At 64.5% G+C, this 17,376-nt stretch carries 12 protein-coding genes; 5 read left to right on the forward strand and 7 right to left on the reverse strand.

Features of this window, described 5'->3' with window-relative positions; all coding sequences use genetic code 11:
* Positions 1 to 116: 116 nt before the first annotated feature.
* Positions 117 to 1,217, forward strand: a complete 1,101-nt coding sequence (locus ABIC75_RS11980) for an alpha/beta hydrolase family protein (RefSeq protein ID WP_354014084.1) — start codon at positions 117 to 119, stop codon at positions 1,215 to 1,217.
* A 3-nt stretch (positions 1,218 to 1,220) separates the two neighbouring features.
* Positions 1,221 to 1,826, forward strand: coding sequence for a TetR/AcrR family transcriptional regulator (locus tag ABIC75_RS11985; RefSeq protein ID WP_354014085.1), 606 nt, complete (start codon positions 1,221 to 1,223; stop codon positions 1,824 to 1,826).
* A gap of 10 nt (positions 1,827 to 1,836) precedes the next feature.
* Here ABIC75_RS11985 and ABIC75_RS11990 read toward each other — a convergent pair whose 3' ends face one another.
* Complete coding sequence (locus ABIC75_RS11990) at positions 1,837 to 2,694, reverse strand: DUF817 domain-containing protein (RefSeq protein WP_354014086.1); 858 nt, start codon at positions 2,692 to 2,694, stop codon at positions 1,837 to 1,839.
* A gap of 209 nt (positions 2,695 to 2,903) precedes the next feature.
* Between ABIC75_RS11990 and ettA the strand changes: the two genes are divergently transcribed.
* Both ettA and pyrF read left to right on the forward strand, forming a co-directional pair.
* Positions 2,904 to 4,565: an energy-dependent translational throttle protein EttA gene (gene ettA / locus ABIC75_RS11995; protein ID WP_019464029.1), complete on the forward strand. Its 1,662-nt coding sequence runs from the start codon at positions 2,904 to 2,906 to the stop codon at positions 4,563 to 4,565.
* 97 nt (positions 4,566 to 4,662) lie between these two features.
* On the forward strand, positions 4,663 to 5,475 hold the full coding sequence (pyrF, locus tag ABIC75_RS12000; protein WP_354014087.1) for an orotidine-5'-phosphate decarboxylase: 813 nt from the start codon (positions 4,663 to 4,665) through the stop codon (positions 5,473 to 5,475).
* Between the two features lie 50 nt (positions 5,476 to 5,525).
* On the opposite strand, the gene ABIC75_RS12005 is transcribed toward pyrF, so the two are convergent.
* From ABIC75_RS12005 to def, 6 genes are all read right to left on the reverse strand, one after another.
* A complete protein-coding gene (locus ABIC75_RS12005; RefSeq protein ID WP_354014088.1) occupies positions 5,526 to 6,413 on the reverse strand; it encodes a patatin-like phospholipase family protein in 888 nt (295 codons plus the stop codon).
* Positions 6,414 to 6,501: 88 nt separating this feature from the next.
* On the reverse strand, positions 6,502 to 7,674 hold the full coding sequence (locus ABIC75_RS12010; RefSeq protein WP_354014089.1) for an acyltransferase family protein: 1,173 nt from the start codon (positions 7,672 to 7,674) through the stop codon (positions 6,502 to 6,504).
* A 105-nt stretch (positions 7,675 to 7,779) separates the two neighbouring features.
* Positions 7,780 to 8,544: an AcvB/VirJ family lysyl-phosphatidylglycerol hydrolase gene (locus ABIC75_RS12015; RefSeq protein WP_354014090.1), complete on the reverse strand. Its 765-nt coding sequence runs from the start codon at positions 8,542 to 8,544 to the stop codon at positions 7,780 to 7,782.
* Between the two features lie 17 nt (positions 8,545 to 8,561).
* Entirely contained in the window at positions 8,562 to 11,168 is a 2,607-nt protein-coding gene (gene mprF, locus ABIC75_RS12020) for a bifunctional lysylphosphatidylglycerol flippase/synthetase MprF (RefSeq protein WP_354014091.1), read from the reverse strand.
* Positions 11,169 to 11,310: 142 nt separating this feature from the next.
* Entirely contained in the window at positions 11,311 to 13,308 is a 1,998-nt protein-coding gene (locus ABIC75_RS12025; protein WP_354014092.1) for an OPT family oligopeptide transporter, read from the reverse strand.
* A gap of 1,248 nt (positions 13,309 to 14,556) precedes the next feature.
* On the reverse strand, positions 14,557 to 15,093 hold the full coding sequence (def, locus tag ABIC75_RS12030; RefSeq protein ID WP_354014093.1) for a peptide deformylase: 537 nt from the start codon (positions 15,091 to 15,093) through the stop codon (positions 14,557 to 14,559).
* 207 nt (positions 15,094 to 15,300) lie between these two features.
* On the opposite strand from def, the gene ABIC75_RS12035 reads away from it, so the two are divergent.
* A complete protein-coding gene (locus tag ABIC75_RS12035; protein WP_354014094.1) occupies positions 15,301 to 17,376 on the forward strand; it encodes a carbon starvation CstA family protein in 2,076 nt (691 codons plus the stop codon).

Genomic DNA, 17,376 nt, shown 5'->3' on the forward strand with positions numbered 1-17,376 from the left:
TTGGAACGCAAAAGTGTAGCCGTGATGTGGTAGTGCGGCCACCTTCGGACAAGTTGCGATCGCATTTCGTACAATGTACCGTACGTTGCACGCAACTCAGACCACGGACTTTCGCCATGCCGATTCAGCCGTCCCGCGCCCACGCACATCCCCTGTCCTTGCTGCACGCTGTCGCCCGGTTTGCCCTGATCGTGCCCCTGCTCCTGCCACTGGCGGCGTTCGCCTCCGGTGTCACGGGCGTGGGCATCGCCGCCATCCAGATTCCCGACCCGGTGAGCGGCAAGCTCACCGATGGTGACGTGTTCTATCCCTCCGCCCAGGCCACCAAAGGCACTACCGCGCTGGGGCCGTACAACGTCGCCGCCACCCCCGACGCGTCGGCCATCCCGGGCGCCAAGCCGCTGGTAATCCTTTCTCACGGCAACGGCGGCAGCGACCTGGGCCATCACGATCTAGCCGTCTATCTGGCCAGCCACGGTTTCGTGGTGGCCACGCTCAACCATCTGGGCGACTACTTTCGCGATACCAGCAAGGTCGGAAGTATCGAAGTGCTGGCCGGTCGCCCGGTGCAGGTGAAGTCCGCCATCACCACCTTGCTCGACGATCCGAAGTGGAAAGCGCTGATCGATCCCAGCCGCATCGGCGTCGCCGGCTTCTCCGCTGGCGGCTACACCTCGCTGATGGTGGCCGGCGCCAAGCCGCATTTCGTCCGTTTCGTTGCCTTTTGCCAGCGCTACCCAAACGACAAGGACGTCTGCGGCCATGCCGCGGAGTTCAAGGCCAATGCCGCCAAGCAGGGCAAGACCATGGAGCAGGTGCTCGACGATATGCAGGGCCAGCTCGGCAAGTACGGCGACACCGCCGATCCGCGCGTGAAGGCGGTTTTTGCGATGGCACCGCTCAGCCTCATCTTCGACGACCACGGTTTCGACAACGTGCGCATCCCGGTCTTCCTCTACTACGGGCAGAACGACACGGTGCTGCCGCCGGAAGCCAACGCCAGGCACATCCAGCCGCTGATCAAGACGCTGTATGCCGTGAAGGAAGTGCCGCACGCCGATCACTGGGTATTCCTGCCACCCTGCTCGCCCGATCTGGCCAAGGAGATTCCGCCCATGTGCGTCGACCCCGCCGGCGTGGACCGCACCGAGGTGCATGCGCAGGTGAATGCCGATGCGCTGGCCTTCTTCCGCAAGACGCTGAACGTGAAGGGCTGACCCGTGCCCAAGGCGCTTAGTGAGCAGGAAACCGAAGCCTTCCGCCAACGCCTGTGCGAAGCGGCGGCGACGATCTACGTGGAAGAAGGCCCGGCCGCCGTCACCATGCGGCGCCTGGCCGGCGAACTGGGCGTGGGCACCATGACGCCCTATCGCTACTTCGACAACAAGGAAGAGATCATCACGGCCGTGCGCACGCGCGGCCTGAACCGCTTTTCCGAAGCGCTGGAACGCGCGCTGGAATCACCCGGCGACGGCCGCACGCGCAGCCGTGCCGTGCGCGACGCCTATATCGGCTTCGCCCGAACGAATACCGCCACGTATCGGCTGATGTTCGAATACCCGGAGACGCGTCGCGACGACCCGGCCTATCGCCAGGCATACGAACGCATGTGGCGCACCATCGCCGCGCACGTGGAGGTGATGATGGCCGAAGGCACCGTCGCCGCGGATGCCGACGCCCCCATCATCGGCCATCAGATCTGGGCTTCCCTGCATGGCGCCGTGATGCTGGAAATCGCCGGCATGCTGCCCGCAGGTTACGACGCCGCGTCGCTGCACACGCGCACCGTGAGCGCCGTGTTCGATGCGGCCAAGCCACCGCGCTGATCGACACGATTTATCGCTTTCGACGCGCCACCGCGGACACCAGCACGTAGCTGATCACCATCAGCAGGAGCCACGCGCCCAGCTTGTCCAGCGGCACCATGGCCCAGCCTTGGCGTTGCGCCGGATAACGCCACGCCGATGCGAACGTGCCCAGGTTCTCGGCGAACCAGATGAACACCGCCACCAGCACGAAGCCCAGCAGCAAGGGCATCCTGCGATACGCATGGCGCACGCGGAACAACACCCAGGTGCGGCCAAACAAGGCTGCCAGCGCTGCAAACAACAGCCAGCGAACGTCGGGCAGGAAATGATGCGTGAAGAAATTCACGTAGATCGCCAGCGCGAGCCACGCCGTCGCCGCGAACGGGGGATGGCGAATGAAGCGGAATTCGAACAGCCGCCACGCGCGGGCAATGTAACTGCCCACCGCGCCATACATGAATCCTGTGAACAGCGGCACGCCACCGATGCGCAGCACGGAAGCCTCCGGATAGATCCACGAACCCATGGCGGTCTTGAACACCTCCATCGCCGTACCGACCACGTGGAAACACAGGATCACCTTCGCCTCGTCCCGCGTCTCCAGCCCCAGTGCGATCAACACCACCTGCATGGCCAGCGCCGCCAGCACCAGGAAGTCGTAGCGCGCCAGCCACGCATCGGCGGGATACCAGGCCCAGGTGGCCAGCAACAGCGCCAGCATGCAGCCGCCGAACAGGCACGCGCGGGCCTGCTTGATGCCGAAGCAGACCAGCTCGTGCAGGGCGACCGCCCAGGCGCCTTGCCGGCGAGTCCAGCCAGCGACGCGTTCGTCCAGCGTCGCCAGGGCGCGCCACTCGCCCGTTGAAACCAGCGTTCCGGTCCTCATTTCGTCCTTCCCTGGGAAAACCCCAGAGCCTGGCCGCCGCGCCGGGCAGACAGGGGGCGCCACATGGCAGAAGGCGGGCTGAAGCATCGCCGAGACCGGGCCATCGTCACCGGCGCGACCCCACAAACCGCTATAATGAGTGGTTTACACCCACTCTGATCGCACCGCCTGCCCTCCCGGCCGGCACCGTGCACGCCGCCGGAGGTTCCATGCAGTACATCTACACCATGAACGGGGTCAGCAAGATCGTTCCCCCGAAGCGCCACATCATCAAGGACATCTCGCTGAGCTTCTTCCCCGGCGCCAAGATCGGCCTGCTGGGCGTGAACGGCGCGGGCAAGTCCACGGTGCTGCGCATCATGGCCGGCGTCGACAAGGACTTCCAGGGCGAAGCCCGTCCGCAGCCGGGCATCAAGGTCGGCTACCTCGCGCAGGAGCCGCAGCTCGATCCGGAAAAGACCGTCCGTGAATCCGTCGAGGAAGGCGTCTCCGTCATCCTCGACGCGCAGAAGCGCCTGGAAGAGGTCTACGCCGCCTACGCCGAAGAAGGCGCCGATTTCGACAAGCTGGCCGCCGAGCAGCAGGAACTTGAAAACGTGCTGGCCGTGAACGACGCGCACGCGCTGGAGCGCCAGCTCGAAGTGGCCGCCGACGCGCTGCGCCTGCCGCCGTGGGACGCCAAGATCGGCCCGCTGTCCGGTGGTGAAAAGCGCCGCGTGGCGCTGTGTCGCCTGCTGCTCTCCAAGCCCGACATGCTGCTGCTCGACGAGCCCACCAACCACTTGGACGCCGAGTCCGTGGATTGGCTGGAGCAGTTCCTGCAGAACTACCCGGGCACCGTCGTGGCGGTGACGCATGATCGCTACTTCCTCGACAACGCCGCCGAGTGGATTCTCGAACTAGATCGCGGCCGCGGCATTCCGTGGAAGGGCAACTACACCGAGTGGCTGGAGCAGAAGGACGCCCGCCTCAAGCAGGAAGCCTCGCAGGAAAAGTCGCGCCAGAAAGCCATCGAGAAGGAACTGGAGTGGGTGCGCTCGGCGGCCAAGGGCCGTCAGTCCAAGGGCAAGGCGCGCCTCAACCGCTTCGAGGAACTGAACTCGGTCGAGTACCAGCGCCGCAACGAAACCAATGAAATCTTCATTCCGCCGGGCGAGCGCCTGGGCCAGGAAGTGATCGAGTTCAAGAACGTCAACAAGGCGTTCGGCGATCGCGTGCTCATCGAAGACCTGTCGTTCAAGATCCCGCCGGGCGCCATCGTCGGCGTGATCGGCCCGAACGGCGCCGGCAAGTCCACCTTCATGAAGATGATCATGGGCAAAGAGCAGCCCGATTCCGGCGAAGTGAAGCTGGGCCACACGGTCAAGCTCGCCTACGTCGACCAGTCGCGCGACGCGCTCGATCCGAAGAACAACGTGTGGCAGGAAGTGTCCGGCGGTTCGGACATCCTCACCATCGGCAACTTCGAGATCCAGTCGCGCGCCTACATCGGCCGCTTCAACTTCAAGGGCACCGACCAGCAGAAGATCGTCGGCCAGTTGTCTGGCGGTGAGCGCGGTCGCCTGCACATGGCCAAGACCCTGCTGCAGGGCGGCAACGTGTTGCTGCTCGACGAACCGTCGAACGACCTTGACGTCGAAACGCTGCGTGCACTGGAAGACGCGCTGCTGGAATTCCCCGGCTGCGCCGTGGTCATCTCGCATGACCGCTGGTTCCTCGACCGCATCGCCACGCACATCATCGCGTTCGAAGGCGACTCGCACGTGGAATTCTTCCCGGGCAACTACAACGAGTACGAAGCGGACAAGAAGCGTCGTCTCGGCGATGAAGCTGCGAAGCCGCATCGCGTGAAGTACAAGAAGCTGGCGTAAGAGCGAGAAATGAGCGAAGAGGAGTGAGAAGCGAGAGGCTGCTGCGCCCTTCTCTCACTCCTCACTTCTCTCCCCTCACTCCTGTTTGGAGAATCCGATGCACTTCATGCAATCCCTGCAACAGGCATGGGCTGACCATGACTCCCTCGTCTGCGTCGGTCTCGATCCCGAGCCCGCGAAATTCCCCGCGCATCTGAAGGGCCACGCGGATGCGGTGTTCGAATTCTGCCGCGACATCGTCGATGCCACTGCCGACCTCGTCTGCGCATACAAACCGCAGATCGCGCACTTCGCCGCGCTGCGTGCGGAAGACGCACTGGAACGACTGATCGCGCACATCCACGAGAAGCATCCCGGCGTGCCGGTGATCCTCGACTCAAAGCGTGGCGACATCGGCAGCACCGCGCAGCACTATGCCGCCGAAGCGTTCGATCGCTACAAGGCTGACGCCGTCACCTTGAATCCGTACATGGGCCGCGATTCCGCGCAGCCCTTCCTCGATCGCGCGGACAAGGGCGTGATCCTGCTGTGCCGCACCTCCAACCCGGGCGGCGCGGATTTCCAGGCGCTCGATTGCGGCGGCTTGCCGCTGTACCTGCGCGTGGCCGAAACCATCGCACGCGACTGGAACGCCCATGGCAACTGCGCGCTGGTCACCGGTGCGACATGGCCGGAAGAACTCGGCAAAGTGCGCGCCATCGTCGGCGACATGCCGTTGCTGGTGCCCGGCATCGGCGCACAAGGCGGCGATGTGGAAGCGGTGCTTGCACATGGCCGCACGGCGAACGGCACGGGCCTGATGATCAGCTCGTCGCGCGCCATTCTCTACGCCGGCAACGGCGAGGATTTCGCTCAGGCCGCACGCGCTGCCGCGCAAGACCTGCGCGATACGATCAACCGTTTCCGCTGAAAGGCCGCTTGGATCTCGGTTGGATCATCTGATCGGTAGCGCTTGATCGGCTATCGGATCAAGCCGCCACGCAAGGCATCCACGGCATCCCCTGCACCCAGGTCGTAGGCGTCGCGAACCGTAGCCTTGGGCGTGCAATCCCAGGTCGACACAGGAATGCGTTGGCTCGGCTGCCAATAGGTACGACCTCGCCAGGTGAACATCGGCGGCAGCTTCGGATAGTGCCGTGTGAGCATCACCAGGGTCTTGGCGCGCTCGGCGTCGGACTGCAGCGGAATCGGTGCATTGTCCGTGTAGCCGCCATCGATGGCATGCCCGTTTCCGATCGCTCGCGCCGACATGATGGGCGGCGCCGACGCGGCGGCCACGAGAAGATTCTGCGCGGTTTCGACATCGCCACAATCGTTCAACACCATGAAGTCCTGGCGCAGCCCCAGCATCCGTGGAAGGCGGGGATGGATGCTGTTCCACAGGTATTTGTCGACCAGATAAGCCAGCGTTCCTGCCGCCACCGAACCACGCAGGCCGAGGAATCGCGCGGGGCGCGTGAGCGCCACCGTCAGCCGCGACGACGAGCGGCCCAGCAACGCAAACGTATCGGCGTTCAAGAAGGCGTTGACCCAGGCGGGATAAATCTGTTGATGCGCAAAGGTCAGCTTGAACCTTGCCAGACCCGACCAGTCGAAGATCGCCGGGTTGTCGCGGTAGAGATTCTGGCAAGCCTGCAACGCCGTTTCGGCGCCCTTGACCAGGAAGGAAGCCGCCACGCCCGCGCCCGCACTCGTGCCCACCAGTTGCGCCGGAAGACGCACGCCCGATTCCATCAAGTGCCGCACCGCGCCCGCCTGCCACCAGCAACGATTGCCGCCGCCGGCGAACACCAGCGTCTCGATCGTGCCGAAGCGGAGCTGCCGAACTTCGCCGACGTTGCCAAGCATGTCTTTCTTCCTTTGAAAGTGCCGCGACATCCAGGTGCTGGACGCAAGCCACGCGTGAAGGAAGATCTGGCGCCCTCGCCCGCCTTTCTCAAGTGGCCTGCACGCCCTGCTCCGCAGGCGCCAGTGAGGCCTGGGTGCCCACCTGCAACCTACGGCGCAACCATCGCTCGGCGGGCGTGGATGCGAAGTGTTCGAGCCCTTTTCCAAGCAGCCAGCACATGGGCAACGCGGGCAGGTACCAGAGAAAACCAAGCGACACGTTGCCGCCCATGGCCTTGAACAAGCGCACGACGCTGTACACCACGAACATGTGGGTGAGATAGATCTCGTAGCTCAGGCGTCCCCACGAGCGCAGCCAACCCAGGCCACGCCAGGAGGCGAGATGCGAACGCGACCAGGCGCTGGCAAGCACGAGGCACAGCGCAGCACCGGTCAGCACGAGCATGGAGCCGTCGTGCATCGCCTGCCACAACCACCTGCCCTCGAACATCACCAGGTAGAGGCCAAACGCACCGGCGACACTGAGCATCGCCGCGATACCGCGCGGCACGCTGTGCCATCGCTGCACCATCAGTGCACCGAGCACGCCGGTGGCGATCGCTGCCATGCCCGGCAGGTACGCCTTTTCCTGCCAGATCTCATTGTCCGCAAGCGCTCCGCGTGTCCACGGCAACGACAGCGCCAGCACGATCAGCACCGGCACGAGCACCCACGTTCGCCGGGTGAGCAGGCACACGATGGGAAAGCCGAGATAGAACACTTCTTCGATCGACAATGACCACAACACGTCCCAGTTGCCGGGCAGATAGCCCGTCATGCCTTCGTACCAGTTCAAGTGGAAGCCCAGCGCCGCCACGATGGCGCGCGGCAGCGACTGCCCTTCCCGGTGGATGACGTAGTCGGGCAGGCTGGCCAGATGCAGCACGCTCAACACGGCCACCAGCAACAACAGGCAAGGCGCGATGCGCGAGAAGCGCCGCGCGTAGAACGCGCGCAGATCGATGCTGGCGAGCGAACCGCTTCGATGAAGCGCATTGCGGGTGATCAGGAATCCGGAGATCACGAAGAAGATGAACACCGCTTCGTAGCCGTTGAAGTTGACGGCTGTGAGCAGGCTCTTGGGCAGCACATCGAGCAAAACGGTCTTGCGCAACGGAATGCGCAAGCCGATGTGATGCAGCACCACCAGCAGGATGGAAAGGCCGCGCAGCAGGTCGATGCCGGCGTTGCGTTGCGCAGGCGGGTTCGTCGTTGCATCCATCAGCCCAGTCTCTCCATCACAACATCCGCGTGGTGGACCGCGTCGGCGCAAGGCGCGACACATGGCCGGTCGCGCACAGCGTGCGCTCCGGCCGGTAGATCGCGTTTACTGCGCAGCCGGCAGGTCGTGGATCATCTGCTGCGCCAGGCCTTCGTAGTTGTAATCGAAGTGATGGTCGCCGGTCTTTTCGTAGACCTTCACCCAGGACGGCAGGGCCGCATCGGCGCAGATGGTGTCCGCCTTGTCCTTGATGCCGTAGTAGCACATCACGGATGGATGGCCATTCAAGGCCACCAGCGGCGGCATCGCATCGTAATGATGGACGGGGTTGAGCCACTGGAAGAAATCCTGCGTGTGCGTCTTCCACCAGCCTTCGCGCGCCGAGATATAGCCTTCCATCTCGATCTCGAAGTTCACGTCCTTGCTGGGCGAAAGCAGCACGATCTGCGCGACCCGCGCGCGCCCTTCGGGACTGAGCTTGCCCACGATGGTCGGCAGCACGTCGGCACCGAAGGAGAAGCCGATCAGCCACACGCGCTTCTTGCCGTTCTGCGCCAACGTGCGGGTGATCAGCGCGTCGAGGTCCGCCGCCGAAGCGTCCGCGTTCTTCTCGCGCCAGTAGTACTGCAGCAGGCTCACGCCTTCCACGGGGATGCCGTGCGAGGCGATGATCTTGCCCAGCGACTGGTCGAGATCGCGCCAGCCGCCGTCACCGGAGTAGAAGATCGCCACCACGTCTTCGCGCCCCGCCAGCGGCGTGACGCCGGCCTGCGCCGGCACCTGCACCAGCGACTCGTCCATGCTCGCGTGATGCCACGGCTGCCAGGCCCAGAGGCCCGCGCCGGCAGCGATCAACAGAACGAGAACCAACCACTTCCAGAATCGTTTCAACGGCGCACCATGCCTGAGAGTCCACCCGAAATGAGGCTCGCCACATTGGCGAACACCAGCGGCAACGCAATGCCGTTAGGCACCGCAAGATACCGAGGTTCCCACACCGGGTCGAATTTGTCCTTGTACTTGTGCAGGCCACGGAAGTTGTAGAAGCGCTCGCCGCGACCGAACAGCATCGCGCCCAGGCGGCTCCACAGCGGCGCGCTGCGGCGGTTCTGCAGGCCGGAGAACGGTGCCATGCCGAGGTTGAACCAGCGGTAGCCTTCCTGCTTGGACCACTGCATGAGGTTCACGAACAGGAAGTCCATGATGCCGGCCGTGCTGTCGGGCAGGTGCCGCATCAGGTCCAGCGAGGCCTCTTCCTTGTTGTCGGTGAGGAACAGGTTGGCGAACGCCACCAGTTCCTCGCCCTGCCACACCAGCGCCATCGGCGTGCGTTCCAGATAACGCGGGTCGAACGTGCCCAGCGAGAAGCCTTTCTCGCGCACGCCCTTGTCGCGCATCCACGCATCGGAAATCTTCTTCAATTGCGGCATCAGCGCGGGCACCGCATCGGCCGGCACGATGTCCATGCGCATGCCTTCGCGGGTGAGCTTGTTGATGGTGTTGCGCAACACCTTCTTGGACTTGCCGTCGAGGTTGAAGCCGGCCAGTTCCACGCGGGCTTCCTCACCGATCTTGAGGAAGTTCATACCCACTTCCAGGTACAGGTCCAGATCGTCCTGGCGTACCTGGTAGAACAGCGGCCAGCCACCCGCGCGTTCGCACTGGTCGCGGAAGGTCCACACCAGTTCGCGGCGTGCTTCTTCGTTCTCGCCCACCGGGTCGCCCATGGCTACCCAGCTGCGGCCTTCCACGTCGTACATGATGAAGGCGCGGTTGTCCGCATCGAACAACAACGTCTTGTCGCCCATCAGCGCGAGGTGCGCCTGCGCGGAGTTGTAGTTCTTGATCAGCGGCAGCGCGCGCTGCAAATCCTCCTCGTTGGGAAGATGCAGGTCCGGCCGCGCGGGACGAATGAGGTTGGCCAGCGCAAACAGCAGGCCCGCCGCCGTGGCACCCACCAGCGCGCGCAACGCGCGCGGCGCACCACCATGATAGAAGCTGAATTCCCACCACAGGTTGTTGCTGTATTCCACGTGCTTGTAGCTGAAGCCGACCAGCCAGCCTGCGCAACCGAGCACGGCCACGATGGCGATGATCCAGCCCCACGAGAAGCTCGCACTGAACATCGACGCGCGCCGATAGAACAGCTTGTGCGCCGGCGCAAGCGCAAGCGCCAACAGTGACAGCAGCGTGGCTTCTTCGTAATCGATGCCCTTGAGCAGGGACAGCACCGCGCCCAGCACCAGCAGGATCAGCGTAAGCACATACGCCGCATCGAGGCGCCGCTGCAGGCCGCGCGCAAGGATCAGCAACATCATGCCGACCACGCTGGACAGGAAGTGGGACACTTCCAGCACGGCCAGCGGCAACACATCGCGCAGAATCGCCATGCGCGCGGGCAACGCCGAGGTGGCGCCCGAGAACAGCAGCACCGCACCCGACACCAGCGTGAGGCCAGCGAAGAATGGCGGCAGCAAACCGGTGAACCACGGCGCCAGCAAGGTCTTCTGGCGCAGGCCGCGCGCCTCGCGCCACAACACCACCACGGTCGCCGCGAACAGCGGCAGGAAGTAGTAGATCAGGCGATACGCCGCCAGCGCGCCGAGGATGGGCGCTTCCAGGCCCTGGTTTCCCTCCGCGCCGAAGCCGGCCAGCATCACCGCCTCGAACACGCCCAGGCCGCCCGGCACGTGGCTGATCAAACCGGCGATCTGCGCCAGCACGAAGATGGCGAGGAAGTGGCCGAAGCCCGTGTCCACCTGGTTGGGCATCAGCAGATAGAGCACGTAGGCGGCCAGGCCCCAGTCCACCGCGCCGACGAGCACCTGTCGCGCGGCGACCAGCGTGCTGGGCAGGCTCACGCGCCAACGCCACAGGCGCAGTGGACGTCCAAGCAGCCGGCTGCCCACGATCCACAAGAGCGGAATGAGCGTAAGCACCGCGGCAACCGGAAGACGCCAATTGGCCAGCGGCAGCGACGAAGGCACCGGCACCAGCAGCAAGGTGACGCCGGTGAGCGCGCTCAGGCCCAGCCAGAAACTCAGCGTGGTGTAGACCACCACTTTGGCCACTTCGGCGGTGGAAAGGCCGGCCTGGATGTAGAAGCGGTAGCGGATGGAACCGGAGATCAGCAGCGCCATGCCCAGCGCATTGCTGAAGGCGTAGCTGATGAAGGAGATCAGGCTGACCTGTGCGCCCGGCAATCGCTTGCCGATGTAGGCGAGGCCAAACCAGTCGTACAGGATCATCACGCCGTAGCTGCCGGCCGTGAGCAACACGGCCAGCGCGACGCGATAATTCTCCAGCCCGTGGACGTAGCGGGCCACCTCGCGGTAGCTCACTTCGCTGGCGAGGCGGTGCAGCGCCCACAGCGCCAGGCAAAGCATGGCCACCGAAAGCAGTGGACCGGCGAGCCTGCGCAACCTGACCATCAGGCCAGGGCGAGCAAGCACTTCACCGGGAATCGGGGCTTGTGCCCCTGTCTGCTCCACCACGCGTTTACCGCCTCCACATGACCATCGCGCAAGACATTCGCGACCGCCTAGGATAGCCGGTCAACGTGCTCTTCTGTTCGATCGTGGCATGCAGGCATGACATTCGGTCGCGCCCGCTTCAGGCAGGTCGCGACCGCGTGATTCAGGACTTGCCGGGTAGCCCGTTGGCCATGCGTGCGATCCAGCGGTAGAGCACCAGCACGATCACCGCGAAGGCAATGCCGCCGATCCACTGCGCGGCGTCGCCGAAGCTCTCGCCTACCAGCGCCAGCGGCGCGCCCTTGCCTGACAGGCCGACGATGAAGGCGATGACCACGCCGATCACGCTCTCGCCCACGATCAGGCCCGAGGCCAGCAGCACGCCGAGTTGCTTGGTGGTTTCCGGCCGCTTCGAACGGTCGGCCCGACGGTCGAAATACCAGCCAACCACCGAACCGACCACCACCATCAGCGTGCTCACCGTGGGCAGGTAGATGCCCAGGCCCACCGCCAGCGGCGGGATGCGCATGTGCTTGGTGGTGCGCGCCAGGACCTCGTCCACGATGATGATGGCCACGCCGATCCAGATGCCGGTGATGATCAGGCTCCAGTCGATGTTGCCGGTGATCACACCGTTCGCCAGCGCCGAAATAAGTCCGGCCTGCGGCGCCGGCAGCGCATGCGCACCCGCGCCCGCCACGCCGACGAAACCGTAGGCCTTGTTGAGCAGATCGAGCACCGGCGGAATCACTGCGGCGCCTGCGATCACGCCAATGACCAGCGCCACCTGCTGGCGCCAGGGCGTGGCATCCACCAGCTGGCCGGTCTTCAGATCCTGCAGGTTGTTGTTGGCGATGGCTGCCACGGTGAAGACCACCGAGGTGATGAACAGCGCAAACGCTACCAACGCCTTGCCCTCTTCCGGCCCCACGTGCGGCTTCACGAACGCCACCAGCAGCAGCGCCGCAGCGATAACCACCAGGATGCCCACGCCCGACAGCGGGCTGTTGGACGAACCGATCAGGCCGGCCATGTAGCCGCACACGGTGGAGACGAAGAAGCCCATCAGCACCACGAAGGCCACGCCGCCAATGGCGAGCACGGCGACATGGTCGCCCAGGCCGCTGATCTCACCGAAATAGCCGAGCAGCCAGGCGATCGGGATGAAGCACGCCAGCGTGATCAGGCCCACGATGCCGATCGGGATGTCGCGCTCGGTGCGCGGCAGCGAATCGGCGTTGCCGGCCTTGCGCACTTTCGAGGCGGCCATGGCCGAGGTCAGGCCGCTGATCACCGGCTTCACCAGCTTGGCGAGCGTCCAGATGGCCGACACGCCGATGGCGCCCGCGCCCACGAAGCGCACCTTGTGGCTCCAGGTGCCGTTGGCCAGGTCCGCCACCGACGCACTCATGTCGCCCAACAGCGAGTAATGCGGCACGCCCCAGCCCCAGCCGATGATCGCACCGATAAGCATGGCGATACCCACCGACAGGCCCACCAGGTGGCCAATGGCGAACAGCGCGAAGGAAAGATTGAAATCGAAGCCGCTGACCGAGCCCTTGTCGTTCACGCGGAAGTAGCGCACGAAGTCGCTGGCGAACACCTGGGTGGCCACAATCACCGCAAACAGCGCCGACACGATGGAACCCCACAGCACCGCAAGCAGACCGGCGCGGCCTTCTTCCACGCTGCCGGCATCGGCATCGTCGCCGCTGCCGACCTTCAGCACCTCGGCGCAGGCCAGGCCTTCCGGATACGGCAGGTCGGACGTCGTCACCAGCGCGCGACGCAGCGGGATCGAATACATCACACCCAGGATGCCGCCCAGCGCGCACACGGCGAACGAGGTCCAGAACGGGAAGCCCGTCCACCAGCCAATCATGATCATGCCCGGCAGCACGAAGATGATGGACGACAACGTGCCCGCCGCCGAAGCGATGGTCTGCACGATGTTGTTTTCCTGGATGGTGGAATTCTTGAACCCGCGCAGCAGGGCCATGGAAATCACCGCCGCCGGAATCGAGGTGGCGAAGGTGAGGCCGGCCTTGAGGCCGAAGAAGACGTTGGCAGCGGTGAACACCACCGTGATGATCACGCCCAGGATGAGACCGCGGACGGTCAGCTCTTTGCGATTTTCGGTTTGGGAAAGATTGCCGCTCACGAAAGTCGTCCGGTCATGTGATGGGTCCCCTGGTGGCCGCCCTGCGGCAGCGTGAATGCGTCGGGCCTGCCCGGGGGCAGGTCAGCGCGTAGGGTTGCCGGATTTGGAGGGAATCGCAACGGGTTGACGGGGATTGGGGGCCGGGTTCGCGGGGCCGGGTGGATGGGCATGGGCCCTTGAAGGTGGCCAACGGTGGGCTGGCAGGAGTTGTTGGAGGTGGGTGTTTCGGCTCAGCGCGCGTTTTCTTGTTTGTTGGTCCTGCAGGGGGGGCGGGGGCGAAGGGCGCCGGGGCTGAAAGCGCGGCTGGGTTTTCGGTTATCCCGGCTCAAAGGGGGCAAGAGGAGGAGGCGCCTCTCAGTAGTCGAAGACTTCCCAGCTCGTCATTCCTGCGAAAGCAGGAGGCGCTTTTCAACAGCCGAAGGCTGGTCATCCAGTGACTTTTCGCTTGGTTGTCGCGATCGCGTGTGATCGCGCTTATGCAATGACTCCGCGATCTGGCCGCCTACGCAGCGGGCGTTTCGATCGGCTGCCGCCGCTCGAGTCACTTTTCTTTTGCTGGCCCAAAAGAAAAGTAACCCAAAGAAAATGGCCTTCAGAGCAATAGGCTCATAGCGTTCTGTGGGATACGAGCCTTGACGGTTTTAGAGCCTGGATCGTCACGATCTCTCTAATCGACGGTACGGCTACGCCGCAACGCGCCGGGGCGAAGAGGGCTTAAAGCAGGACGTCACTGCATGGCTCCAAGCTGCGAGCGTTGGATCTTCGCCACGCACCGCACTTCTCCCTCTCCCCTTGTGGGAGAGGGCTGGGGAGAGGGGGCGGGTGCTCGCAAATGCGTTTCTACCCCGAGCTTTCGCTCCCGCTCCTCGGGGTCCCCGTATGACAGCGGCGGGCGGGTGAAGGAAAGCCCGCAGGGTGGCCGCACGGATGCGTGCCAGTTTTTCGACAGGACAAGGATGTCCTGTCGAAAAACCCCGTAACCCGCTCGCGTACCTTCCGGGCGTAGCCCGGAAGGCGCGTCATCCGGGGTGCCTTTTCTTTTGGCATTGCCACCATCTCGGTGGTTACTTTTCTTTGGGCAAGCAAAGAAAAGTGACCCGGCCTCCGGCAGGAGGACGGAAGCCCGCCGCAGGCGAGCCAGGTCGCCGTACCGCGACAACTAAGCGCAAAGTCACTGGATGACCAGCCTTCGGCTGTTGAAAGGCTCCTCCGGCCTACGCCGGGATGACGAACAAAAAGAAGAGCGCCTCAGTCGTCCGCCAAATCCATCCCCGGAAACAACACCTCGGTATACCCAAACTTGGTGAAGTCCGTGATGCGCGACGGATACAGCCGCCCGATCAGGTGATCGCACTCATGCTGCACCACGCGCGCATGAAAACCCTCCGCGTTGCGGTCGATCTGCGCACCCTTCGGGTCAACACCTTGATAGCGGATCAGCGAATAGCGGTTCACCGCACCACGCAGGCCCGGCACGGACAGGCAGCCTTCCCAGCCTTCCTCCATGTCCTGCGACAGCGGCGTGATCACCGGGTTGAGCAGGATGGTGCGCGGAACCGCCGGAGCATCCGGGTACCGCTCGGACTGGTCGAAGCCGAAGATCACCAGTTGCAGGTCCACGCCAATCTGCGGCGCGGCCAGGCCGACGCCGCCGGCGTCGTGCATGGTGTCGAACATGTCGGCGATCAGCGCATCGAGCTCCGCACTGCCGATCATGGCGTCGGGCACGGGCGGGGCCACCCGCAACAGCCGTGGATCGCCCATCTTGAGGATGTCGCGGATCATGGACCAAAACCTCGCCTTGTCATGGGTTTACCGTCGCCGCAAGCCGCGCCGGAAAGACCACCAGTGTACGCGCCGGCAGCCACGACGGAATGCGCCCCGGCGCCTTGACCATTCGACCAATGGCTAATGCAGGCCGGCGCAATATGTTGTTGACCCCCGCCGCCCCCGGGACGACCCTTGCTGGGGACTTTCCAGGAGCCAATGCGAATGTCTACCGTCGCCGTCAAACCAAGCCCCGCAGGAAAGATCCTGTGGGCCGCCATCGCCATCGTCGGCGCCTGGTGCCTGGGTGTGGTCGCCCTGCGCCGGGGCGAACCAATCAACGCGATCTGGCTGGTCGCCGCGGCCATCGCGGTGTTCGTGATCGGCTACCGCTTCTACGGCAAGTTCATCAACGACAAGGTGCTGCGCATGGACCCGACCCGGGCCACGCCAGCCGTGTTGCGCAATGATGGCCTGGACTATGTACCCACCGACAAGTGGGTGGTGTTCGGGCACCACTTCGCGGCCATCGCGGGCGCAGGTCCGCTGGTGGGTCCGGTGCTGGCGGCGCAGATGGGTTATCTGCCCGGCACGCTGTGGATCTTGTTCGGCGTGGTGTTCGCCGGCGCGGTGCAGGACTTCATGATCCTCGGCCTGTCGGTGCGACGCGACGGCCGCTCGCTGGGCAACATGCTGCGCGACGAATTGGGTCCAACTGCCGGCGTGGTCGCCATGTTCGGCGTGCTGGTGCTGATGATGATCGTGCTGGCGGTGCTGGCGCTGGTGGTGGTCAAAGCGCTGACGCACAGTCCCTGGGGCACCTTCACCGTGGCAGCGACCATTCCGATCGCACTGCTGATGGGCGTGTATCTGCGCTGGCTGCGGCCGGGCAAGATACTCGAAGTGTCGATCATCGGCCTGATCCTGCTGCTGGCCTCGATCTGGTTCGGTTCGCACGTGGCCGCGTCACCGACCTGGTCGACCGTGTTCGATTTCGACGCGAAGTCGCTGGCCTGGCTGCTGATCGCCTATGGCTTCTGCGCCTCTGTGTTGCCGGTGTGGTTGCTGCTGGCGCCGCGCGATTACCTTTCCACCTTCCTCAAGATCGGCACCATCATGCTGTTGGCGCTGGCCATCTTCCTGGCGGCGCCCACGCTGCAGATGCCGGCCATCACCAAGTTCATCGACGGCACCGGACCGGTGTTCCAGGGCAACCTGTTCCCGTTCCTGTTCATCACCATCGCCTGCGGCGCGGTATCGGGCTGGCATTCGATCATTGCCTCGGGTACCACGCCCAAGCTGATCGCCAGCGAAGGCGAGGCGCGCATGGTGGGCTACGGCGGCATGCTGATGGAGGCTTTCGTGGCCATCATGGCGCTGATCGCGGCTGCCTCGCTGCATCCGGGAGTGTATTTCGCGATGAACTCGCCGGCGGCGCTGATCGGCACCACCGCGCAGTCGGCCGCGACCGCCATCAGCCAGTGGGGCTTCGTGGTGACGCCCGATGAGCTGCTCAACACGGCCAAGAACATCGGCGAGTCGAGCATCCTGAGCCGCGCCGGTGGTGCGCCAACGCTGGCGGTGGGCATGGCCCAGCTGCTGCACGGCATCGTTCCCGGCGAAGGCATGATGGCGTTCTGGTACCACTACGCCATCCTGTTCGAAGCGCTGTTCATCCTCACCACGGTGGATGCCGGCACGCGCGTGGGCCGCTTCATGATCCAGGAGATCGCCGGCCTCATCCACAAGCCGCTGCAGCACACCGAATCGTGGACGGGCAACCTGCTGGCCACCGCCATCTGCGTGGGCCTGTGGGGTTACTTCCTGTACCAGGGCGCGGTCGATCCACTGGGCGGCATCAACACGCTGTGGCCGTTGTTCGGTATCGCCAACCAGATGCTGGCCGCGGTGGCGCTGATGCTGGCCACCGTGGTGACGGTGAAGCTCAAGCGCGAGCGCTACGTGCTGGTGCCCGGCATTCCGGCGATCTGGCTGTGCGTGTGCACGCTCACCGCCGGCTGGGAGAAGCTCAGCGGCCCGATCAGTTTCACCGCCGCTGCGCAGAAGTACGCGCAGGCTGCGGCTGACGGCAAGCTGCTGGCTCCGGCCAAGACGGTGGAGGAAATGCAGCGCATCGTGACCAACAACTATGTCGATGCCGCGCTCACCGGCATCTTCATGCTGCTCATCCTGACGATGGTCGCCTTCACCCTGCGGGCCATCGTCAGGGCCTGGGGCATCAACCATCCCACCGCGCACGAAGAGCCGTACGTCGCGCTGGGTACCGTGCCCAGCCGTTGA

It is taken from the genome of Dyella japonica, assembly GCF_040545895.1.
Classification (GTDB): Bacteria; Pseudomonadota; Gammaproteobacteria; order Xanthomonadales; family Rhodanobacteraceae; genus Dyella; species Dyella japonica_D.

Bases quoted from the DNA above. Each gene is read 5' to 3' on its own strand.
- ABIC75_RS11980 (WP_354014084.1), top strand. From the start codon at position 117: ATGCCGATTCAGCCGTCCCGCGCCCACGCACATCCCCTGTCCTTGCTG.
- ABIC75_RS11990 (WP_354014086.1), bottom strand. From the start codon at position 2,694: ATGAGGACCGGAACGCTGGTTTCAACGGGCGAGTGGCGCGCCCTGGCG.
- ettA (WP_019464029.1), top strand. From the start codon at position 2,904: ATGCAGTACATCTACACCATGAACGGGGTCAGCAAGATCGTTCCCCCG.
- pyrF (WP_354014087.1), top strand. From the start codon at position 4,663: ATGCACTTCATGCAATCCCTGCAACAGGCATGGGCTGACCATGACTCC.
- ABIC75_RS12005 (WP_354014088.1), bottom strand. From the start codon at position 6,413: ATGCTTGGCAACGTCGGCGAAGTTCGGCAGCTCCGCTTCGGCACGATC.
- ABIC75_RS12010 (WP_354014089.1), bottom strand. From the start codon at position 7,674: ATGGATGCAACGACGAACCCGCCTGCGCAACGCAACGCCGGCATCGAC.
- def (WP_354014093.1), bottom strand. From the start codon at position 15,093: ATGATCCGCGACATCCTCAAGATGGGCGATCCACGGCTGTTGCGGGTG.
- ABIC75_RS12035 (WP_354014094.1), top strand. From the start codon at position 15,301: ATGTCTACCGTCGCCGTCAAACCAAGCCCCGCAGGAAAGATCCTGTGG.